Below are 22,105 nucleotides of genomic sequence, written 5' to 3'. Positions count from 1 at the left end.
AGCCATTGGTGCCGTACATCACCGGGCGCCGGCCGAACTGCTGCTCCAGGCAGTCGGCATACAGGCGGGCCTGCTGCTCGCCTTCCTTGGCACTGCGGCGTGTGCGCTTCGCCTCGACGATGGCCAGCGGCCTGCCGTCGTCGCCCCACAGCACGTAGTCCACATAGCCCTTGCCCTCGCCGTTGGGCATGCCCTGTACTTCGTATTCGCGGTCGCGCGCGTTAGAGAGTGTCCAGCCCGCTTCCTTGAGCAGCAGGTCGATGAACAGGTCGCGCGTGGCGGCCTCGTCGTAATCGTGATCGGGGGCGGGCGCGGCGGCATTGGCGGCCTTGGCGGCGGCGATCTCGGCGCGGTAGCGGGCCAGTTCCTCGTCCAGCGCGGCATTGCGCGCTTCAGCCTCGCGCAATTGCGCATCTTTCTGGGCCAGGGTTTCGGCCTGCTTTTGCAAGGTCTCCTGCGCGGCGGCTTGGGCAGCGCGGCTGGCTTGCGCAACGGCATCCGAAGGCGGCGGGGGCAGCAGCTCGGCGCGGAACTGCAAGCCCGCCGCAGGCCGGTCGCCCACCTTGCGCGCATAGCGCTGCGCCAGCCAGAAGGCCACGTGGAACAGCTCGCGCAGAGCGTTCAGCGCGTCCTGCTGCGGCACCGGGCGGGCGTTGTGTACGGCCTGGTTGCCCAGGCGGCGGATCACGTCCATCTTGGCGTGGACGGTGCCGCCCACCAGTTGCTGAAAGCTCGGCTCGAACAGAAAGGCCGACAGATCCGCCTTGTAGGGCATGCGCAAGCAGCCGCCCCGGCCCCCTTCGGCCTGGAACAGCCACGCCACGGCCAGCTCCAGCGTGCGCCGGGCGTAGAAGCAGGCGGTGCGCGGGTCAGCCAGAGCGGCGGCTTCGGCGCGGCGGGCCTCGGCCACCAGCGCGGGCCAGTCGGGGGCGAGGAAGTCGAAGTTGGAGGGAGTGTGGCTCATGCGAACTTTCTCGTGCTAACCCGTCATGGACAGCGCGTTGCCGCAATGCTGGCTGAACACCTGCGCCATGCGGTCGAGCAGCAGGCGCTCCTCTCGCGTGGGCTGGTCCTTCTTCTCCACCTGCGCACGCACCTTGGCCCAGGCGGCGGGCAGGGCCGTGGCCATGGCGCGGAATGTCTTGAGCGTGTCGGGCAGGCCAAAACCGCAGTCGGCGCACAGGGCTTCCCACGAATGGCGGCCCACGGCGTCGAAATGCTCGTCGTCACCCAGGAACAGCGCCAGCCCGGCGTCGCCATAGGCGCGCACGCACAGCAGGTCATAGAACGGTGCCAGGCGAAAGCCCTGGTCATCGATCAGCACCGACAGGTTCTTGGCATGGGCATCGGCGTTGCCGATCAGGTAATTGAACATCACCCAGCGTTGAAAGCCCAGCAGGTCGCGCCCCGTCACGCGCAGGGCGCGCAACGCCTGCACCAGCTTGGGGATGCTCACCAGTCCGCCCGAGCGCTGGTACTTCCACCCCGCGCCGTGGCCCAGCAACTGGCAGCCGTCGATCTGGTGCAGGCCGACGATGTTGCCCGCCGTGCTTGCGCGGTCGTAGCGTTCCACCACATAGGCCGCCTCGGGCACGCGCAGCAGCCACACCTTGGGAACCGGCAGCTTGAGCGCCCGCGCCAGCAGCATGCAGGCGTATTCGTTGATGGCACTGGGCGCATAACGCGGCTGGCGCGTGTCGGGCTTGAGGATGTGGGTGGTGGGCGAAGCGCCCACGCTGTCGAACAGTTGCAGCGTCTTGCCGTCCAGGCGCAGGCCCACCTTGTCCTGCGCCCCGGCCAGCGACATGGTGGCTTGCGTGTTGGACACCAGCAGCGGCACGGCACGCCTGTCGGCCAAGCGCAGGCTCAATGCCGCGTAAGGCAGGGGCTGGTACTGCTGCTGCAGCTCGGGCTGCGTGCCTTCGGGCAGCAGCGAGATCACGCCCGGCAATTCGCGCCCCAGGTGGCCCAGCAGATCGAACTGAGAGGCGCCGCGCAGCTGCAGGGCGGCCATCACGTCCTCCAGCACCTCGCCCTCGGGCAGCAGGTTCTCGAAGAAATTGCGCACCACTGCGCCGGTGTAGCGCGTGGGCGCCAGCGCGAACTGCGGCGCCAGCACGTAGGCGCCGGGCTGGGTCAGCCACTGCTCGTCGTACGCGAAGAAGAATTCCGCCGCCGCATGTCCGAACCAGCCCATCGGGCGGGCATTGGCCCAGACGCGCAGGCGGATCATGGGGCCGTGTCCTCGTCCTCGGGCGGCGTACCCGGCGCCAGAGAGGGCGTGCCCAGTTCCAGAGGCGACGCACCTTGCGCCTGTACCACGGTGGACCAGCCGTTCACCTCCATCGACAGGCCCAGCCCCTGCACCAGCAGCAGCAGCTTGCCCAGCGAACAGCGCTCGGGCGTGCTTTCGGCATCGCGGATGAAGGAAGCGCTGACATTGCACACCGCTGCCGCCTGCGAACGCGAGAGCTTCTGGCGCTTGCGCTCGGCCATCAGCTGTTCAGCCAGAGCAGGAAGTGACTCAGCAGTGATATCCATAAAAATGTTCTCTTAGGAGCATTTTCTTTGCTTTAGATAAAGAAGTCTAGAAAATTGATCTCTTGAGAACAAAATTTTTGACATCTCTCGCTAGATGTCTTGTGATGATCCAGTCGAGAAAGGTGATCTTGCAGGAGCAAATTTTATCCGAACGTTCCTGTCAGCGAAGAATTTGATCTTTTGGGAACAAATTTTGATCAGGCAATCAGTCTTCGTGGCATGGCTCAGAAAATTCGCAATCGTTTCGACGAAGCGAAAACAGTTTGTCGAATGCAGTTCCATTCATTGGGTACGTTGCGTACAGAGACACTCTAAAGATTGAAAGGCGCAGTGGATGCTTTAGAGAAATCTTTATAAGTCATTGTTTTGTAAGTACTTTTTGATTTCTATATGAATTGCTAAGCATTGCTAAAGGGGGTCAGGCATAGCGATGAACCAGCGCGCCCACCGGCGTTGACCCCTCAGCATCAGCCTGCCCTCGTCCCGCAACTCCCGCAACAAGTCTCGCACCGCGCTTTCAGGCAGTGCGGGCAACACTTGCCGCAGTTCGGCCAGCGGCGCGCCCTGGTCTCCCTGTTTGGTCAGGTGCGTGAGCAGCAGCGTCTTGTTGGTTTCCCGATCCAGCCCTCGTTGGCGGGTGTACGTGCCCTTGGCCCCCAAAGAGGCATACAGCGCTTCGGAGAGGATGTAGCGCGTGCCCTTGCCACGCCCTATGGCCTCGGCGGCGCCTGCGGCCACCAGGCCCGGCAGGCGTTCCTTGAGTGCGGCGGGCAGGGGCTGTCCCTGCTCCAACCGCTCCAGCGCCAAATAGTCCAGCGTCGAAAAACTGCGCAGCGTGTCCTCTCCCAGCCGTTCCATGAACCGCACGAACGCCGGATTGCGCACACCGCCCTCCAGCGTCAGCCGCACCTCGTGCGCGGCGGTGCCTGCAAAGCTGGGCAGGGGCTTGCCCTGGCGCACGGCGCTTTCCATCATCAGGTTCAACCCCTGGCCCGACCGCTCAATCAGGCCGCAGCGCGCCAGCGCTTCCGCCAGGCGGCGGTTGCGCGGGTTCTGCTGGTCGATGATGTTTTCTGGCGTGATGCCCGGCGGCAGGCCGCCCGGGCTGACCACCTCCAGCCGCTTGGCGAACTGCCGCACGAAGATGGAGCCGCCCAGCCGGTAGTCGCGGTGGGCCACCGCGTTCAGGATGGCCTCGCGCACGGGCACCTCGTCGAACGTGGGCAAATCCATGCGGAAGAAATCGTCCTGGTAGCTCTGCCGGTCGTTGCGCAGGTTGATCTTCTTCCACAGCGCGTCCTGCCAGGCGAAGAAGCCCGCGCGGTATTCCTCGCGGTCGGCGGCTGGGCCCGCGGCTTCGGAAGAGCGGTACTCGAACACCAGCTCGGCCTGCGCCAGCCACCGCGTCAGCCCCGCGCGGGTGGCAAACAGAATCAGCGCCGCATAGCTCACCTGATCACCTTCCACCAGCAGCTCGGCATCGCGCAGGGTTTGTAGGTCGTTCAGTTCACGCTTGCGCGGGTCGCCGCTCTTTTTGGCCCAGCGCTCGCGGAACAGGGCGATGGAGTCGGGCTCCAGGTCGGCCAACGTGGCGCCGGGGCAAGGCTGGGCTGAGAAGTCCGGCCCGGCCTCGGCAAACATGGCGCGCAGTTCCTGGTCGCTCAACGGGGCCAGGTCGTCGCCCGCACGCTTGAAGTAGCGGCCATCCACATTCCAGGCCGTGCCCGGCAGGCGCGGCGGCACATGCACCACCAGCACGCGCCCTTCGGGCAGGCGCAACTCCTCCACCGGAATGCGGTGCCCCAGCCGCTGGTGCAGCCCCGCCTCGGTGCGGCCAGGGTCTTCAAACGCCTGCGTGCCCACGATGTGCCGGGGGCGCTTGTCCGTCACGCCCAGCACGATGGTGCCGCCGCCCTCGTTCGCCAGCGCCACGCAGTACTTGAGCAGCTTCTCGAAGTCGTAGCGCTGCTTGGCTTCCTTGAACTCCAGGCGCTGGCCTTCGGGTTCAAGCAGCCATTGCTGGAGTTGAGCGGCAGAGGTGGGCATGGGCAACAGTGTGCAGGGTCAGAGCAGGCCCGCGAAGGCCCGCTGTTGCAGCGAGGCGAACAGTTCATCGAGCGCGGCCAGGGCGCGGCGGTGGGTGGCTTTGAGGGCTTCGATGGACTGGATGCGGGTGGCGAAGGTTTGTTGGAGGGGGAGGGGCGGAAGTGCAATTCGCATCGCCTGGATTTCTTTGGCGTTGATGTTTGCCATACCTACGATGCTTTTGCACATACCCCGCAACATACGCTTGGCGTATGAGGTGTTTAGAAATCGGGCCAGGTACATCGGATGGTTCGCGTCGTTTACGCGCAGGCGCACGAGGTAACCGGCGTAGGCAAGTGAGGGGGCTGATTGAGGCACGATGGCCGTTTTACCAACCAGTTCGGCGCTATTGGTGCGGTTAAAAAGTACGTCGCCAGCCTTTACCAGATACCTCTCATGATCTTTGCCAAGTAAGTCCATGTATTTAAGGTCTTCCAGATCCAATTCGCCGGTACGGGTAATGTTGTTCATCCGTAGAACAGGGAATTCGCCGTCGGGGCCTGATTTCTCACTGGTGCCATAAGACGCTGATTCCAACATGTCTCCGATCTTGCCTATGACCCAGCCATACGGATTCTTGGCTGGATCCCCAAACATATCGAGAAAGAGGGACTGGGTGAGGCTGTCGAGCAGGGCCAGGGCGGTGCGGCGTTGGGTTCGGAGGGTTTCGGCTTGGTCGAGGAGGGCGGCGATGCGGCGTTGTTCTGGGAGCGGTGGAACAGCAAGGTTCAGGCCGAGCAGCATTTCCCTGGTAATCACACCTTGTGCTGCGCCTTGTGATCGATCCCTCAGTTGTTCAACCTGTGTCTGGAGAAATTGATAAAGAAAAATCGGGTCAATCTTGTTGTGCTTAGGTCTAACGGCAGCAACTGATCGACCAATCGCACAATTGAAAGAGGAAATATTCACTTTTCCTGCCGTCGCACCTACTACGCATACCAAGCTATCGTCTGGCTGCGCCATTTTCAAAGGCTTGGTTGTCCATTCTCTGGCAATGGGTGTTCTTTCTTGAAATTCACCAGCTTTTACAAAAACGGTGCCCTCGCCGTTTTTGTTGCACTTATCGCCAGGAGGGGCTTGCCCCATCACTACTTCAACGTAGTCGTTCAGATTAGTCAGCGAGCCACTCACTTCAACATCCCCTCCAACACCCCCATCCCCCGCGCAATCTCCCCCTCCAGCGCCCGCAGTTCCTCCAATATCTCCCCCGGCACCCGGTGCTGCACCTGCGCATGCACCACTTCCTTGTACCGATTGATGCTCAGGTCGTACCCATTGGCCTCGATGTCGGCCTTGGGTACGCAAAAGCTCTGGGCGGTGCGGGGGCGGTCGCGTTCGCTGCCGTCGCGTTCGTGCCAGCGCGCCAGCACGTCGGGCAGGTTGTTTTTGGTGTGCTCTGTTTCTGATAGCTGGTTGCGCCCGTCCACAAAGCGCTGAAGGCCCAAAAGGCTTGTATCCAGCAGGGGCTGGCGCTTGTCGTCCAGGCTCCAGCCGTCGGCCTGCATGTCGTAGAACCACACGCTGTCGGTGCCGCCGCTCATGGTTTTAGTGAAGAGCAGGATGGCGGTGCTGACGCCCGCGTAGGGCTTGAAGACGCCGCCGGGCAGGCTGATGACGGCGTCGAGTTTTTGCTCTTCCACCAGCTTGCGGCGCAGTTCCTTGTGGGCCTTGCTGCTGCCGAACAGCACGCCGTCGGGCACGATGACGGCGGCGCGGCCGCCGGTTTTCAACAGGCGCAGGAACAGGGCGAGGAAGAGCAGTTCGGTCTTCTTGGTCTTGACGGTCTGCTGCAAGTCCTTGGCGGTGTTCTCGTAGTCCAGGCTGCCCGCGAAGGGCGGATTGGCGAGGATGAGGCTGTAGGCGTCGGCATCGCCCGCCGCGCCTTGGGCGAGGGAGTCGCGGTATCGAATAGCCGGGTGTTCCACGCCGTGCAGCACCATGTTCATGCTGCCGATGCGCAGCATGGTGTTGTCGAAGTCGTAGCCGTGGAACATGCCGTGGTGGAAGTGCCTGTTTTGCGCAGGCACGCGCAGCATGTCGGGGTAGGTGCGGCGCAGGTATTCGCCTGCGGCGACGAGGAAGCCGCAGGTGCCGCTGGCGGGGTCGCAGATGGTGTCTTGCGGCACGGGGGCGGTCAGGGCGACCATCAGCTCGATGATGTGGCGCGGGGTGCGGAACTGGCCGTTCTGCCCGGCGGCGGCGATCTTGCCGAGCATGTATTCGTACAGGTCGCCCTTGGTGTCGCGCTCGTCGAGCGGGATGGTGTCGAGCAGGTCGACGACCTTGGCGAGCAGCGCGGGCGTGGGGATGGTGAAGCGCGCGTCGCGCATGTGGTGCGCGAAGGCAGTTTCCGCCGCCGGGCCGCCGGATGCGTGCAGGCCGCGCAGGAAGGGGAAGACGTGTTCGCCCAGCACGGTGTGCATGTCGGCGGGCGCCATGTGCTTGAAGCGCGACCAGCGCAGGTCGTCGAACGGGCGGCCCTTGGCGTCCAGGCCTTCGGGGAAGAGCCGCACGGCCCGGGTCTTGAGGCGCTGGGCCTTGTTGTCTTCGCGGGTCTGGTCGCTGTCGAGCGCGCGCAGGAAGAGCAGGTAGGTGATCTGCTCGATGACTTCGAGCGGGTTGGCGATGCCGCCGGACCAGAAGGCGTTCCAGACTTGATCGACCTTGTTTCTCAATTCACCGGTGAGCATGGGGCAGGGCTTGGATGGAAAGCCGTGAGTCTGCCACGGGTCGGGGCGTTTTTTGAGGTGTTTTTGGCCTTTAGCGCTTATCTGGCATGCACAAGTAGCTACAAAAATAGGAGTATTGAAGCCTTCAGAGCACCCTGCGCCGCGCAAAGCGCACCACCGTGACGCCCGCGCGCGCCTGCCGCACGGAGGGCATGACGAGCACGCAGTCGTCGTAGGGCGTGGTCACGGGCACGCCGTCGCCATTCCAGCCGATGACCGTACCGGCTTTTTCGATCACTTCCAGCCCGGTGTAGGGCTCCGCGAAGCGGAAGGCGCTGCTGGTGGCGACCACGGGGCCGGTCACTTCCAGCGCCCACTGGCGCGGCGCGTCGGGCAGGCGCCAGCCGGGCAGTTGCGCGGCCAGCGTGGCGGCGTCCACGGTGCCGGACTGTTCTAGAAAGCGCACGCACTGGTCCTGCGCCACGGCGCGGCTGGCCGGGTCGCCGTGGAAGCCGCATTCCACCAGCAGCGAGCGCGTGCCGTTGTCGGCCAGCTCGCCAAAGCGGCCGTAGTCGCGCATGCGCACGCCGTCCTTGTGGCCCGCGTCCACCACCACGTGCTCGGGCGAGCGCAGGGCGCGCGCCAGCTCCAGGTTGCGCGGCTGCATGCCGGTGAGCAGCAGCGGCGCGCCGGGCTCGTGCATGGAGTGGATGTCCAGCAGCCAGTCGGCCTGGGCCACGAAGGGGCGCAGCGCCTGGGCGCGGCGGCGCTCGCGGGAGCGGGCGGCATCGGCGGCGTCGATGCGCGCGTCGGTCCACTGGCGGTTCAGGTCCTCGTCGGTGAAGCGCGAGGCGTCGTGGTCGGCGGGGTCGAAGCGGTCGAAGGCGTCGAGGTTGCAGAACGCCAGCGTCAGCGCGCCGCGCTGGGGCCGTAGGTCCGCCTCCAGCAAGCCCTGGAGCGCCCAGGCGCCGCACAGCTCGTTGCCGTGTACCAGGGCCGTGATCATCACGCTGCGCCCGGGCTGGCCGGATTCGAAGCGCCACACGCCCTCGGTGCCGGTGTTGCCCGCGCGCCAGGGGCGGATGTCGGGGGCGGGCAGGTCAAAGCGCAGGGTGTTCATTCGACGGCTTTCTCGTGGTTTGCCTGGGTGCCGGCCGGGTGCCGATGGCCACGTTCTTGAGTGGCTCAGGGCCGCGCCGCGTTCAGCGCATCGCGGGTGGCCAGCGCGGCGGCGCGGGCGGCGGCGGCAAAGTCCTCGCCCTTGGACGCATACAGGATGGCGCGCGAGGAGTTCACGATGATGGTCCCGCCCTCGCGCAGCCCCGCGCGCACGGTGGCCACGGCGTCGCCGCCCTGCGCGCCCACGCCGGGGATCAGGAGCGGCAGCGTGGGCGCAATGGCGCGCACGCGCTCGATCTCCTGCGGGTAGGTGGCGCCCACCACCAGGCCGAGCTGGCCGTTCTTGTTCCACGGGCCTTGCGCCAGGCGGGCCACGTGCTCGTACAGCAGCGGCTGGCCGTCGATGCTGGCCAGCCGCTGGTTCTGCAGGTCGTCGCCGCCCGGGTTGGACGTGCGGCATAGCAGAAAGGCGCCCTTGCCGGGGTAGGCCAGGTAGGGCTGCACCGAGTCGAAGCCCATGAAGGGCGAGAGCGTGACCGCGTCCGCGCCATAGCGCTCGAAAGCCTCTTTGGCGTACTGCTCGGCCGTGGAGCCGATGTCGCCGCGCTTGGCGTCCAGGATCACCGGCACGTGCGGGGCGTTGGCGCGCAGGTGCTGCATCAGGCGCTCCAGCTGGTCCTCGGCGCCGTGGGCGGCGAAGTACGCGATCTGCGGCTTGAACGCGCACACCAGGTCGGCGGTGGCGTCCACGATGGCGGCGCAGAAGTCGTAGATCCGGTGCGCGTCACCCTGCATGCCCGCGGGAAACCGCGCGGGCTCCGGGTCCAGGCCCACGCACAGCAGGGAATGGTTCTGCGCCGTGGCATGGCGCAGCATTTCGGTGAAGGTCATGGGGGGATTCTAGGACGGCTTGTCAGCGTGGCCCTGGGGCAGGCACCACGGTTTTCAGGGCAAGCTGCGGGGGCCGCTGTTGCGACGACCGCGGAGCTGGCCCTTCCTGCTCCAGACCGTGCCCACGGCCCCAGCCCAGGCAGGGTTTGTCGCACTGGCGTGGGTGACTACACGCCAAATCGGCCTCTAGCCCTTATCCAGAGAGTGCAAGCAGCTATTGATTTGGAAGCAAATGAGGCAATGCAAATGCTGTGGAGGGCATGGGCAGCCTTGGAGCCGCCGCCCGCGTCGGCGTGCAGGATGGCCTGAATGGCGGCGGTGCCTGGCGGCCTTGCGCGCGCTGCCGCCCTATACTTTGTAAATGAACCGAACGGTACATTCACGGCCCCCTCGTGCAGCCGCGCCGGCGTCCAAGCGCGCCGCGACGCGCACCAACGACCCGGAGCGCACCATGGCGGGCATCCTGGAGGTGGCGACGGCGGAGTTTGCCGCCAAGGGGTTCGACGGCGCGCGCATCGACGCCATCGCGGACTCCACGCACACCAGCAAGCGCATGATTTACTACTATTTTGGTAGCAAAGAGGGCTTGTACCTGGCCGTGCTGGAGGATGCCTACCGGCGCATGCGCGCCATCGAGTCGCAGCTGCACCTGGAAGACCTGGCGCCCGAGGCCGCGCTGGCTGCGCTGGTGGGCTTTACCTTCGACCACCACCTGGACAACGAGGACTTCATCCGCCTGGTCATGACCGAGAACGTGCAGCGGGGCCAGTTCCTCGCGCGCAGCAAGATGATCCAGGACCTGAACGTGCCCGCGATCGAGTCCATCCAGCAGTTGTACGACCGGGGCGTGGCCCAGGGCGTCTTCCGCCCGGGGCTGGACGCCATCGACCTGCATGCGTCCATCTCGGCGCTGAGCTTCTTCAACGTGTCCAACCGGCACACGTTCGACCTCATCTTCAAGCGGGACACCCTGTCCCCAACCCAGCGCGCCGTGCGCCGCCAGAGCGTGGTGGACATGGTGCTGCGCTTCGTGCGCCATTCCAACCCGGCATAACTGTTAGCGCCAGCGCGCAAGCAAACCCGGGGGAAACCCGCATGTCGAGAAACTAACCAGTTCGTACATTATGGTTTGGAGACAAGGCAACCCATGACCTCAATCATTTCGCGAATCTGCTGGCTGGTGGACCAGGCCATTGCCGCCATGCTGGCCTTGATGGTCGTGCTGGTGTTCGGCAACGTGGTGCTGCGCTACGCATTCAACTCCGGCATCAGCCTGTCGGAGGAACTGTCGCGCTGGCTGTTCGTGTGGCTGACCTTCCTGGGTGCCGCCGTGGCCCTGCACGAGCGCGCCCACCTGGGCACGGACATGCTGGTGGGTCGCCTGGGGCCTGCGGGGCGCAAGTTCTGCCTGGGGCTGTCGTATGCCGCCATGCTGGCCGTGTGCTGGCTGGTGTTCAGCGGCTCGCTGGAGCAGACGCGCATCAACTGGGGCACGGCCAGCGCCGTGATGGAGGTGCCGGTTGCGTTCTTCTACGCCAGCGGCATGGTCTTCGCCGTGCTGGGCGGTGTGATTCTGGCGCTGGACCTGCTGCGGCTGCTGCGCGGCGAGCTGCGCGAGGACGAGCTGCAGATGTTCCGCGAGAGCGAAGAGCAACCCCATCCCGGCCAGGAGCCGGGCGCGCGCTGAGTCCGGCACCGAAAGGCGACACCCCATGACACTGACCATCTTCCTCGGCTCGCTGCTGGGCGCCATGGCGCTGGGCATTCCCATCGCGTTCTCGCTGCTGATCTGCGGCGTGGCGCTGATGTGGCACCTGGACATGTTCGACGCGCAGATCCTGGCGCAGAACGTCATCAACGGCGCGGACAGCTTTCCGCTGCTGGCGGTGCCGTTCTTCATGCTCGCGGGCGAGCTGATGAACGCGGGCGGCCTGTCGCGCCGCATCGTGCAGCTGGCGATGGCGCTGGTGGGGCACATCCAGGGCGGGCTGGGCTACGTGGCCATCGTGGCGGCGGTCATCATGGCGGCGCTTTCGGGCTCGGCGGTGGCGGACGCCGCCGCCCTGGGGGCCTTGCTGCTGCCCATGATGGTGGCGGCGGGGCACGACAAGGCGCGCTCGGCGGGGCTGATCGCCTCGGCCAGCATCATCGCGCCGGTGCTTCCGCCCAGCATCGGCTTCGTGATCTTCGGTGTGGCGGCCAACGTGTCCATCTCCAAGCTGTTCCTGGCGGGCATCGCGCCGGGCCTGCTGCTGGCGGTGTCCCTGTGGGCCACCTGGTGGTGGGTGGCGCGCCGCGAGCAGGTCAAGCCGCCGCCGCGCAAGAGCCGCGCGGAGGTGATGCAGGCCCTGCGCCAGTCCGCCTGGGCGCTGGGGCTGCCGGTGATCGTGGTGTTCGGCCTGAAGTTCGGCATCTTCACCCCGACCGAGGCGGCCGTGGTGGCGGCGATGTATGCGCTGCTGGTGTCCTTGTTCGTGTACCGCGAGATCGGCTGGGGCGACCTGCGTCGGCTGTTCATCAGCGCGGGCAAGACCAGCGCCGTCGTGATGTTTCTGGTGGCGGCAGCCATGGTGTCTGCCTGGCTCATCACGGTGGCCCAGCTCCCTGGCCAGGTGGTGGCGCTGCTGCAGCCGCTGCTGGACAGCCCGCGCCTGCTGATGCTGGCCATCATGGTGCTGGTGATGGTGGTGGGCACGGCGCTGGACATGACGCCCACCATCCTGCTGCTCACCCCTGTGCTGATGCCGGTGGTCAAGGCGGCGGGCATCGACCCTGTTTATTTCGGCGTGCTGTTCATCATCAACAACGCCATCGGCCTGATCACGCCGCCCGTGGGCACCGTGCTCAACACGGTGGCGGGCGTGGGCAAGGTGCGCATGGACGAGGTCACGCGCGGCGTCGTTCCCTTCATGGTGGCGCAGTTCGCCATCATGTTCCTGATGGTGGCGTTCCCGCAGCTGGTCATGGTGCCCGCGCGCTGGTTCTATTGACCCCATCCGAGGCCCCTTCTTTTTTCAACCCAAGGAGACAAACCATGAAACGCCTGCTTCTCAAGACCCTGGTGGCCGCACTGGCCGTGAGCGCATTCGGCCTGGCCGCCGCGCAGGACATCCGCGAGCGCAGCTTCAAGTTCGCGCTGCAAAACCCCAAGGGCCACCCCCTGGCCACGGGCGCCGAGAAGTTCGCCGAGATCGTGGCCGCGCGCTCGGGCGGCAAGCTCAAGGTCAACGTGTTCCCCGGCGGCACGCTGGGCGGCGACGCTGCCAACGTGAGCGCGCTGCAGGGCGGCACCATCGAGATCGTGGCGCTGAACTCGGGCATCCTGGCGGCGCAGGTCAAGGACTTCGTCGTGTACGACTTCCCCTTCATGTTCGCCAACGCGCGCGAGGCGGATGCCGTCGTCGATGGCCCCTTCGGCCAGAAGCTGCACGCCAAGCTGCAGGAAAAGGGCATCGTCGGCCTGGCGTACTGGGAGCTGGGCTTTCGCCAGCTGACCAACAGCCGCCGCCCGGTGACCAAGGTGGAGGACATCGCGGGCCTGAAGCTGCGCGTGATCCCCAGCCCCATCAACCTCGACTGGGTGAAGGCGCTGGGCGGCAACCCCACGCCCCTGGCCTTCCCGGAGCTGTACGCCGCGCTGGAGCAGAAGGCCGTGGACGGGCAGGAAAACCCGGTCAGCGTGATCCAGGCCAACAAGTTCGCCGAGGTGCAGAAGTACCTCACCCTCACCAACCACCAGTACAACCCCCAGTCGCTGATCTTCAGCAAGAAGGTGTGGGACGGCCTGAGCGCCGCCGAGCAAAAGGTGCTGCAGGACGCCGCCGTGGAGGCCGCCAAATTCCAGCGCCAGATCACCCGCGATCAGGCGGGCGGCAGCCTGGAGGAACTGCGCAAGGCCGGCATGCAGGTCGCCGAGTTCTCGGCGGCGGAAACGGCCAAGCTGCGCGAGCGCATGAAGCCCGTGATCGAAAAGCACGGTCAGCCTGTTGCCGAGACCGTCAAGGAACTGCAGGCCGAACTGGACAAGCTGCGCAAGTGAGCCAGGACACCGCCGTCGCCGCACTGCCCGCCGCCATGATCCGGGGAACGACCTCGCTCATCGCCCACATCGGCTACCCGACGTTCGCGTTCAAGTCGCCGATGATCTACAACCCCTACTTCGCGCAGGCGGGCGTCGATGCGGTGGTCGTGCCCATGGGGTGCCAGGAGCCGGACTACCCGGACTTGCTGCGCTCGGTGTTCCGGCTCACCAACATCCTGGGTGCGCTCATCACCATGCCGCACAAGGTCAGCACTGTGGCGCTGCTGGACGAGGCCAGCACGGCGGTGCGCATTGCCGGCGCGTGCAACGCGGTGCGCCGGGGGGGCGACGGTCGCCTGCACGGCGACCTGTTCGACGGCGAGGGCTTCGTGCGCGGCGCGCGGCGCAAGGGTGTGCGGCTGGAGGGCGCCAGCGCCCTGGTGCTGGGCGCGGGCGGCGTGGGTTCGGCCATTGCGGCATCGCTCGCAGGGGCCGGGGTGGCGCAGCTCAAGCTGTTCGACGTGAACGAGGCATCGGCGCGCGGCCTCGCGCAGCGGCTGCGCACGCACTACCCGCAACTCGCCGTGGACTGCGCAGGCCGTGACCCCGAAGGCATGGACATGGTGATCAACGCGACACCGCTGGGCATGCGCGACGGCGACCCGCTGCCCCTGGACGTGGATCGGCTGGCCCCCGGCACCTTCGTCGGCGAGGTGGTGATGCGTGCGGAGATGACGGCCTTTCTGCAGGCTGCGCAGGCCCGTGGCTGCCGTATCCAGGTCGGGTCGGACATGCTGTTCGAGCAGATTCCGGCCTACCTCGAATACTTCGGCCTGCCGCCCACCACGCCCGAGCGGCTGCGGGCGCTCGCGGCATAGAACAACTCCCTGGAGAACCGCCCATGGATCCGCTTCAGCGCGAAGACGTTCCCAGCCCGCCCAACCGCCTGGGCATAGAAGGCATCGAGTTCATCGAATACGCCACCAGCGCTCCCCAGGCGCTCGGGCAGGTTCTGGAGCGCATGGGCTTTCGCCCGGTCGCGCGGCACCGTTCCCGGGAGGTGACGCTCTACCGCCAGGGCGGCATGAACCTCGTGGTCAACGCCAGCCCTGACGACGCGCGCGTCACCGCCACGGAGGACGCCCGCCCGGTACTGTCGGCCGTGGCGCTGCGCGTGCGGGATGCCCGCCAGGCCCACCAGCGCTGCCTGGAGTTGGGCGCCTGGCCGGTGGCCAGCCACGCGCAGGCGATGGAGCTGCACATTCCCGCGATCCACGGGCCAGGCAGCAGCCGCATCTACTTCGTGGACCGCTGGCAGGAGTTCTCCATCTACGACATCGACTTCACGCCCATCCCGACCGTCGATGCCCACCCCGAGGCCATCGCGGGCATGGGCTACTTCGGCGTGGTGCAGTACGTCGGCTGCGAGCGCTCCGCCGACTGGATCGCGTACTACGAGCAGATGTTCGACTTTCGCCTGCTGCCTGACGAGGAGCGCTTCGGCATCCTGCCCAAGGGCAAGCTCATGCGCAGCCCCTGCGGCAGTTTCCTCTGGCAGTTGGTCGAGCCCGACCCCGGTCTGGAGCACGACGACGCGCCCGAATGCCTGCAGCGCATCGGGCTGGGCGCGGCGGACGTGGGGGCTGCCGTGCAGGCGCTCAAGGCGCGCGGGGTGGAGTTCGTGGAACTGGGCGCGCGCCACCCCGGCGACCGTGGCGCGCTGACGCGCAGTGCCCTGGGCACCGTGGCGTTTGAACTCGTACACCGGGATGCATGACATGGCCGCGCGACCGCTGGACGGCTACGGCATGGACACCATCACCTTGGCAGGCCCGCTGGAGGCCAAGCTGGAGGCCATGCAGCGCGCGGGTTTCAGTCAGGTGATGCTCAGCGCCCGCGACCTGGCCACCCATCCGGGCGGGGTCGCGGCAGCCGCCGCCGCCGTGCGCGCCAGCGGCATGCGTCCCACGGGCTTTCAGGTGCTGCGCGACTTCGAGGGCCTGTCCGGGCACCTGCACCACTACAAGGTCGATATTGCCAAGGCCATGCTGGAGATGTGCGCCGCTACCGGCAGCCGCGTGCTGCTGGCATGCTCCTCCACCTCGCGCCATGCCACGCAAGACCTGGACGCCATTGCGCAGGACCTGCGCAAGCTGGCCATGCTGGCCATTCCGCTGGGCATCCGCGTGGCCTACGAGGGCCTGTCGTGGGGGCGCACTATCAACGAATTCACCACCAGTTGGGACGTGGTGTGCCGGGCCGACTGCCCCAACCTGGGCCTGGGGCTGGATTCGTTCCACATCTTCGCGGCCAAGACGCCGCTGGACGCGCTGGACGAAATCGATCCCGGGCGCATCTTCCTCGTGCAGCTTTCCGACTTCATGTGGAACGAAACGCCGACCTTCGAGGAGCGCATGACCACGGCCCGCACCTTCCGGGTGTTTCCCGGCGAGGGAGTCCACAGCGAGCAACTGGCCGACCTGGTGCTGCGCCTGGAGCGCATCGGCTACCGGGGCGACTACAGCTTCGAGGTCTTCAACGACGACTACCAGCAACTGCCGCTGGACGTGGTGGCGGCCCGCGCGCGGCGCAGCGCGCTGTGGCTGGCCGACGACGTGCTGCGCCGCCCCGTGCCCCTGCCCAGCCAGCTGAAGTTGCCCAAGCGCTGAAGACCGACAGTTTTTCGACCACAACAAGGAGACAAGATGAGAACCCTGCCCAAGATCCTGGGCGGCCTGACCCTGGCCGCCCTCCTGGTCGGCTGCGCCGGCCTCGCCCCCGCGCCGCGGCCCCTGGCCTGCGACGACGGGATCAAGACCGCCTTCAAGCCCGATGCGCAGACCCGCGTGATTGCGGTGCGCGCCATCCCCAAGGGCACCAAGCTCGTGGCCGTGGATTCCACGCAGCCGGTCACGACCGCGCTCGACATGTGCCTGGTCAAGCTGCTGGTCGGCCCGGGCTCCACCGAGGTGGAGAAGGACCGCAGCGCGCCTTCCTACACCGAAGGCATCGGCATCGAGGTCTGGCTGCCTGCGCACGCCAGCTGGAACGAGCGCATCCGCAACTACGGCGGGGGCGGCTGGGTCGGCGGCGGCCACCGCGAGCCGGACAAGATCGGCAGCAAAGTGCCCGCCATCGTCAACGCCAACATGGGCTATGCAACTGGCACGCACGACGGGGGCCAGCCCGCCTACCAGGATGCGTCCTTCGCCTTCCTGTCCAACGGCCAGGTCAACGAACCCAGCATGAACGACATGAGCTACCGCTCCATCCTTCAGCAGGCGCTCAAGACGCGCGCGCTGGTGGACCTCTACTACGGCAAGGCGCCGCGCTACAGCTACTACGACGGCCATTCACAAGGCGGCCGCCAGGGCCTGCAGATGGCGCAGAAGCACCCCGAGCTTTATGACGGCTATCTGATCGCCCAGTCCGCTGTCAGCGCGCCCAGCTTCAGCCTGGCCGCGCTCTACACCCAGGTCGTGATGAAGGCAGAGCTGGGCTACAACGCGCTGGACAAGGCCCGTGCCGAGGCCTTTGCCCGCAAGGCCAACGCGGCCACGGCCCGCGCCGTGGCCAGCTGCGACCGTGAGAAGCTCGGTTTCCTGATCGACCCGCATGCCTGCGCCTACGACCCGCTGCGCGATGCCGCGGCCCTGTGTACTGGTGTCGCGGGCACTGGCGTCACCGGCACCAACACCGACGCCGCCAACTGCCTGAGCGCCGCCGAGGCCGTGGCCCTGAACAAGATCTGGTACGGCCCCACGACCGATGGCAGCTATGACCCGCAACAGACCGCAGACGGACGCAGCGGCAAGAAGTTGGGCGCCAAGCAGCTCTGGTGGGGCCTGGCCAAAGGCGCCAGCCTGGGCGGCCAGATCACGAGCGCCAGCGCCGACATGCTGGCCATCGGCCTGCGCGATGTGCGCTACGCCGCCGACGCCAGTGGCGCCTCGGCCCTGCCGATCCGCAATGGATCCACCAGCGAACGCAACCGCTGGCAGGCGTTCGACTACGCGAGCTACAGCCAGGCATTCGCACAGGCCCTGGCACACCCGCTGCTGCGCGACTACCAGACCGATGACACTGCCGCGAGCCTGAAGTTCGCCAGCCTGGGCCGCAAGATGATCATGTGGAACGGCCTGGCCGAGGACGTGATCCCGCCCCAGGGCGCGCTGAATTACTACGAACGGGTCAAGGCCCTGGCCGGCGGCGACGCCCAGGTGCAGCAGTTCCTGCGGCTGTACAACATGCCCGGCATGGCGCACAGCTCCCAGGGCCGCGCCTGGACCGTGGGCAACGTCAACAACAGCGTGCCCATGCCCCAGCTGCCCGGCAACAGCAACCAGACCCCGACGCGCGAGCAGGACACGATGTTCAGCGCCCTGGTGGACTGGGTGGAACGCGGCAGCGCGCCCGGCGACATCGTGATCCGCTCGCGCGACAACAGCACCAGCTACCCGGTCTGCGTGTACCCCAAGCAGATCAAGTGGAACGGCACGGGCTCATCCCGCGAGGCGGCCAGCTACAGCTGCCGTTGAGCCGCCCAGCCCCGGCCCGCAGGTACGCATGCGCGACAATCACGGCATGATTCGATCGCTCGGCCCCTTCACCGTCTCGGCCATTGGCCTCGGCTGCATGAACCTCAGCCACGCCTACGGCGAGCCGGTATCCCCGGAACAGGGCGAGCGCGTGCTGCTCGCCGCGCTCGATGCGGGCGTGACGCTGTTCGACACCGCCGCGCTCTACGGCTTCGGCGCCAACGAAACCCTGGTGGGCCGCGTGCTGAAGCCCCACCGCAGCCGCTTCACCCTCGCCAGCAAATGCGGCATGCAGGGCGTGGACGTGAACGGCGACGGCAAGCCGGTGCGCGTGATCGACGGTCGCCCCGCCACGCTGCGCGCCACCTGCGAGGACAGCCTGCGCCGCCTGCAGACCGACGTGATCGACCTGTACTACCTGCACCGCTGGGACAAGCGCGTGCCCATCGAGGACAGCGTGGGCGCGCTGGCCGACCTGGTGCGCGCGGGCAAGATTCGCAGCATCGGCCTGTCCGAAGTGTCCGCCGCCACGCTGCGCCGCGCGCACGCCGTGCATCCCATCGCGGCGGTACAGACCGAGTATTCGCTGTGGACGCGCAACCCCGAGATCGCGGTGCTCGACGCCTGCCGTGAACTGGGCACGGCCTTTGTCGCCTTCAGCCCCGTGGCGCGGGGCTTCCTGTGCGGCGAACTCACGGACGTGGGCACCTTGCACGAAAAGGACATCCGCCGCACCATGCCGCGCTTCGCGCCGGATGCCTATGCCGCCAACCTGCGCCTGTTGGACGGCTACCGCGCCATCGCGCGCGACGCGGGCTGCACCCCCGCGCAACTGGCGCTGGCCTGGTTGCTGCACCGGGGCGAGCACATCATTCCCATTCCCGGCACGACGAGCGTGGAGCACCTGCGCGAAGACCTGGGCGCCATCGACGTGCGGCTGGACGCTGCGCTGATGGAACGGCTCGACGCGCTGATCAACGAACGCACCGTGACCGGCGAGCGCTACAACGCGCAAAGCACGAGCGAAGTGGATACCGAGACGTACGAAGGCCGCGCGGCCTAGGTGGCGGCGCGGCCTTGCGGGGGCGCGTGGAGGCTCAACGGCCCCTCTTACTTGGAAACCACGCGCACCATTTCCAGACACTTGTTCGAGTAGCCCCACTCGTTGTCGTACCAGCTCACGACCTTGACGAAGGTGCCGTCCAGCGCGATGCCCGCGTCGGCGTCGAAGATGGACGTGCGGGTGTCGCCACGGAAGTCCGTCGCCACCACCTTGTCCTCGGTGTAGCCCAGCACGCCCTTGAGCGCGCCTTCGGACTGGGCCTTCATCTCGGCCTTGATCTCGTCGTAGGTGGCGGGCTTGTCCAGCTCCACCGTCAGGTCCACCACCGACACGTCGCTGGTCGGCACGCGGAACGACATGCCCGTGAGCTTCTTGTTCAGCGACGGAATCACCACGCCCACGGCCTTGGCCGCGCCCGTGCTGCTGGGGATGATGTTCTCCAGGATGCCGCGGCCGCCGCGCCAGTCCTTGTTGCTCGGGCCGTCCACCGTCTTCTGCGTGGCGGTGGCCGCGTGTACCGTGGTCATCAAGCCGCGCTTGATGCCCCACTTGTCATGCAGCACCTTGGCGACGGGCGCCAGGCAGTTGGTGGTGCAGGATGCGTTGGAGATGATGGCCTCGCCCTTGTACGTGCCGTGGTTCACGCCGAACACGAACATGGGCGTGTCGTCTTTGCTGGGAGCCGACAGGATGACCTTTTTCGCGCCCGCGTCGATGTGCTTCTGCGCGCTGGCCTTGTCCAGGAACAGGCCGGTGGACTCGATCACCACGTCCGCGCCCACCTCGCTCCACTTCAGGTTGGCGGGGTCGCGCTCCTGCGTCAGCCGGATCTTCTTGCCGTTGACGATCAGCGTGCTGCCTTCCACGGCCACGGTGCCGTCAAAGCGGCCATGCACGCTGTCGTATTGCAGCATGTAGGCCAGGTAGTCGGGCTCCAGCAGGTCGTTGATGCCCACGACCTCGATGTCGCTGAAGTTCTGGATGGCGGAGCGCAGCACGTTGCGGCCGATGCGGCCGAAGCCGTTGATGCCAATCTTGATCGTCATAGCTTGAATCTCCAAAGGTTGATGAATGCTTGTTGTTACTTGCTGCGCTTGAGCACGGCCTGCACCGTCGCGGCCACGTTCTCGGGCGTGAAGCCGAAGTGCTTGAACAGCACGGGCGCCGGGGCCGATTCGCCATAGGTGTCGATGCCCACGACGGCGGCCACGCCGTATTTCCACCAGCCGTCCGTCGCGCCCATTTCCACGGCGATGCGCGGCAGGCTGGCGGGCAGCACGGCCTTCTTGTACTTCACGTCCTCGCGGTCGAAGGTGGTGGTGCTGGGCATGGAGACCACGCGCACGGCAAGCTTGCGCTCGGCCAGCAGCTTCTGCGCGGCCAGGGCCAGCTGCACCTCGGAGCCCGTGGCGATGATCACGGCCTGGGCCTTCTTCTTCAGGCCGATGTCGGCGGGCTCGGAGAGCACGTAGGCGCCGCGCGAGATGTCGCCCAGGTCCTTCTTGGGCGCATAGGGCAGGTTCTGGCGCGACAGCAGCAGCGCCGTGGGCTTGTCGCGGTTGGACAGGGCCACGCTCCAGGCCACCGCCGTCTCGGCGGTATCGGCGGGCCGCCACACGTCCAGGTTGGGGATCAGGCGCAGGCTGGCCGCGTGCTCGATGCTCTGGTGCGTGGGCCCGTCTTCACCCAGGCCGATGGAGTCGTGCGTGAACACGTGGATCACGCGCTGCTTCATCAGCGCCGCCATGCGGATCGCGTTGCGGCTGTAGTCGCTGAAGGTCAGGAAGGTGCCGCCGTAGGGGATGAAGCCGCCATGCAGCGCAATGCCGTTCATGATGGCGGCCATGCCGAACTCGCGCACGCCGTAGTTGATGTGGCGGCCACCCTGGCCAGCCTCGTTCTTGACCACGTGGCCCACCAGGTCGAAGCGCAGCGCGGGCGTACTCTTGGTGTTGGTCAGGTTCGATCCGGTCAAATCGGCGCTGCCGCCCAGCAGCTCGGGCAGCGCGGCGGTAAAGGCTTCCAGTGCGATCTGGCTGGCCTTGCGGCTCGCCACCGTCTCGGCCTTGGTGTGCGCGCCCACCACCGTGTCCACGGCCACCTGCGCAAAGTGCTTGGGCAGGTCGCCCGCCATGCGGCGCTTGAACTCGGCCGCCTGCTCGGGGTAGGCGGCGGCATAGGCGGCAAAGCGCTCGTTCCACGCGGCCTCGGCGGTCCGGCCCGCGGCCTTGGCGTCCCAGGCGGCGTACACGTCCTGCGGAATGGCGAAGGGCTCGCTCGTCCAGCCCAGCGCGCTGCGCGTCAGGGCGATCTCGTCGGCGCCCAGCGGCTCGCCGTGGGCCTTGGCCGTGTTGGCGCGGTTGGGGCTGCCCTTGCCGATGTGCGTCTTGCAGATGATCAGCGTGGGGCGGTCGGCCTGCTGCTTGGCCTCGGCCACGGCGGCGGCCACCTTGTCGGCGTCGTGGCCGTCGATGGGGCCGATCACGTTCCAGCCGCAGGCCACGAAGCGCAGGGCGGTGTTGTCGATGAACCAGGGCGCTACTGCCCCGTCGATGCTGATGCCGTTGTCGTCATACAGCGCGATCAGCTTGTTCAGCTTCCACGCGCCCGCCAGCGCCACGGCCTCGTGGCTGATGCCTTCCATCAGGCAGCCGTCGCCCAGGAAGACGTAGGTGTGGTGGTCCACTAGGCAATAGCCGTCGCGGTTGAACTCGCTCGCCAGCAGCTTCTCGGCCAGCGCAAAGCCCACGGCGTTGGTAATGCCCTGGCCCAGCGGGCCGGTGGTCGTCTCCACGCCGGGGGTGATGCCCGCCTCGGGGTGGCCCGCCGTCTTGCTGTGCAACTGGCGGAAGTTCTTCAGCTCGCCCATCGGCAGGTCGTAGCCCGTGAGGTGCAGCAGTGCGTACAGCAGCATCGAGCCGTGGCCGTTGGAGAGCACGAAGCGGTCGCGGTCGGCCCACTGCGGGTTGGCGGGGTTGTGCTTGAGGTGGCGGCCCCACAGCCCCACGGCCATGTCGGCCATGCCCATGGGCGCGCCGGGGTGGCCGGAATTGGCTTGTTGAACGGCATCCATTGCGAGTGCGCGGATCGCATTCGCCATTTGTTGAGAGTCGGCCATGGGGCGGTTCCGAGAAAAGGGGCTGTGGGGAGGGAAACCCCGGATTTTACCGGGGTGGTG

The 22,105-nt window shown here is 66.8% G+C and carries 18 protein-coding genes and 1 pseudogene; 9 read left to right on the top strand and 10 right to left on the bottom strand.

The genetic code is table 11. The features are described from left to right. Nucleotides 1–25 precede the first annotated feature (25 nt). The 8 genes and pseudogenes from QM569_RS12520 to pyrF form a co-directional block, all read right to left on the bottom strand. A pseudogene (locus tag QM569_RS12520) lies at nt 26–964 on the bottom strand (DUF4145 domain-containing protein); the annotation flags it as partial. Nucleotides 965–979: 15 nt separating this feature from the next. Next, on the bottom strand, nt 980–2,233 hold the full coding sequence (locus tag QM569_RS12515) for a HipA domain-containing protein (RefSeq protein ID WP_414987567.1): 1,254 nt from the start codon (nt 2,231–2,233) through the stop codon (nt 980–982). Further along, a complete protein-coding gene (locus tag QM569_RS12510) occupies nt 2,230–2,541 on the bottom strand; it encodes an XRE family transcriptional regulator (protein ID WP_414987566.1) in 312 nt (103 codons plus the stop codon). Before QM569_RS12510 ends, QM569_RS12515 begins: the two co-directional genes overlap by 4 nt. A 408-nt stretch (nt 2,542–2,949) precedes the next feature. Further along, nucleotides 2,950–4,587, bottom strand: coding sequence for an ATP-binding protein (locus tag QM569_RS12505; protein WP_414987565.1), 1,638 nt, complete (start codon nt 4,585–4,587; stop codon nt 2,950–2,952). Nucleotides 4,588–4,605: 18 nt separating this feature from the next. Continuing rightward, nucleotides 4,606–5,757 (bottom strand): restriction endonuclease subunit S, encoded by a 1,152-nt coding sequence (locus QM569_RS12500; protein ID WP_414987564.1) that lies wholly within the window; start codon nt 5,755–5,757, stop codon nt 4,606–4,608. Next, complete coding sequence (locus QM569_RS12495; protein ID WP_414987563.1) at nt 5,754–7,316, bottom strand: type I restriction-modification system subunit M; 1,563 nt, start codon at nt 7,314–7,316, stop codon at nt 5,754–5,756. The genes QM569_RS12500 and QM569_RS12495 overlap by 4 nt, the downstream gene beginning before the upstream one ends. Nucleotides 7,317–7,440: 124 nt before the next feature. Continuing rightward, nucleotides 7,441–8,415, bottom strand: coding sequence for a succinylglutamate desuccinylase/aspartoacylase family protein (locus tag QM569_RS12490; RefSeq protein WP_414987562.1), 975 nt, complete (start codon nt 8,413–8,415; stop codon nt 7,441–7,443). A gap of 65 nt (nt 8,416–8,480) precedes the next feature. After that, complete coding sequence (gene pyrF / locus QM569_RS12485) at nt 8,481–9,305, bottom strand: orotidine-5'-phosphate decarboxylase (protein ID WP_414987561.1); 825 nt, start codon at nt 9,303–9,305, stop codon at nt 8,481–8,483. A 361-nt stretch (nt 9,306–9,666) separates the two neighbouring features. On the opposite strand from pyrF, the gene QM569_RS12480 reads away from it, so the two are divergent. From QM569_RS12480 to QM569_RS12440, 9 genes are all read left to right on the top strand, one after another. Beyond that, nucleotides 9,667–10,359: a TetR/AcrR family transcriptional regulator gene (locus QM569_RS12480; RefSeq protein ID WP_414987560.1), complete on the top strand. Its 693-nt coding sequence runs from the start codon at nt 9,667–9,669 to the stop codon at nt 10,357–10,359. A 93-nt stretch (nt 10,360–10,452) separates the two neighbouring features. Then, on the top strand, nt 10,453–10,992 hold the full coding sequence (locus QM569_RS12475; RefSeq protein WP_414987559.1) for a TRAP transporter small permease: 540 nt from the start codon (nt 10,453–10,455) through the stop codon (nt 10,990–10,992). Between the two features lie 25 nt (nt 10,993–11,017). Further along, nucleotides 11,018–12,295: a TRAP transporter large permease subunit gene (locus QM569_RS12470; protein WP_414987558.1), complete on the top strand. Its 1,278-nt coding sequence runs from the start codon at nt 11,018–11,020 to the stop codon at nt 12,293–12,295. A 44-nt stretch (nt 12,296–12,339) separates the two neighbouring features. Next, nucleotides 12,340–13,344 (top strand): TRAP transporter substrate-binding protein, encoded by a 1,005-nt coding sequence (locus QM569_RS12465; RefSeq protein WP_414987557.1) that lies wholly within the window; start codon nt 12,340–12,342, stop codon nt 13,342–13,344. A gap of 35 nt (nt 13,345–13,379) precedes the next feature. Continuing rightward, nucleotides 13,380–14,204, top strand: coding sequence for a shikimate dehydrogenase family protein (locus QM569_RS12460; RefSeq protein WP_414987572.1), 825 nt, complete (start codon nt 13,380–13,382; stop codon nt 14,202–14,204). A gap of 23 nt (nt 14,205–14,227) precedes the next feature. Beyond that, a complete protein-coding gene (locus QM569_RS12455; RefSeq protein WP_414987556.1) occupies nt 14,228–15,103 on the top strand; it encodes a 4-hydroxyphenylpyruvate dioxygenase in 876 nt (291 codons plus the stop codon). 1 nt (nt 15,104) lies between these two features. Beyond that, nucleotides 15,105–15,995: a sugar phosphate isomerase/epimerase family protein gene (locus QM569_RS12450; protein ID WP_414987555.1), complete on the top strand. Its 891-nt coding sequence runs from the start codon at nt 15,105–15,107 to the stop codon at nt 15,993–15,995. Nucleotides 15,996–16,031: 36 nt separating this feature from the next. Then, nucleotides 16,032–17,864: a tannase/feruloyl esterase family alpha/beta hydrolase gene (locus QM569_RS12445; RefSeq protein WP_414987554.1), complete on the top strand. Its 1,833-nt coding sequence runs from the start codon at nt 16,032–16,034 to the stop codon at nt 17,862–17,864. 46 nt (nt 17,865–17,910) lie between these two features. Then, nucleotides 17,911–18,927 (top strand): aldo/keto reductase, encoded by a 1,017-nt coding sequence (locus tag QM569_RS12440; protein ID WP_414987553.1) that lies wholly within the window; start codon nt 17,911–17,913, stop codon nt 18,925–18,927. A 47-nt stretch (nt 18,928–18,974) separates the two neighbouring features. Here QM569_RS12440 and gap read toward each other — a convergent pair whose 3' ends face one another. Further along, nucleotides 18,975–19,973, bottom strand: coding sequence for a type I glyceraldehyde-3-phosphate dehydrogenase (gap, locus tag QM569_RS12435; RefSeq protein WP_414987552.1), 999 nt, complete (start codon nt 19,971–19,973; stop codon nt 18,975–18,977). A gap of 35 nt (nt 19,974–20,008) precedes the next feature. Beyond that, nucleotides 20,009–22,045 (bottom strand): transketolase, encoded by a 2,037-nt coding sequence (gene tkt / locus QM569_RS12430; protein WP_414987551.1) that lies wholly within the window; start codon nt 22,043–22,045, stop codon nt 20,009–20,011. Between the last annotated feature and the right edge of the window lie 60 nt (nt 22,046–22,105).

This window comes from Acidovorax sp. (genome assembly GCF_047607405.1).
Taxonomy (GTDB): Bacteria; Pseudomonadota; Gammaproteobacteria; order Burkholderiales; family Burkholderiaceae_C; genus Acidovorax.
The sequence above is the reverse complement of the archived record's forward strand: the minus strand, read 5'-3'. Positions and strand labels throughout refer to the sequence as shown.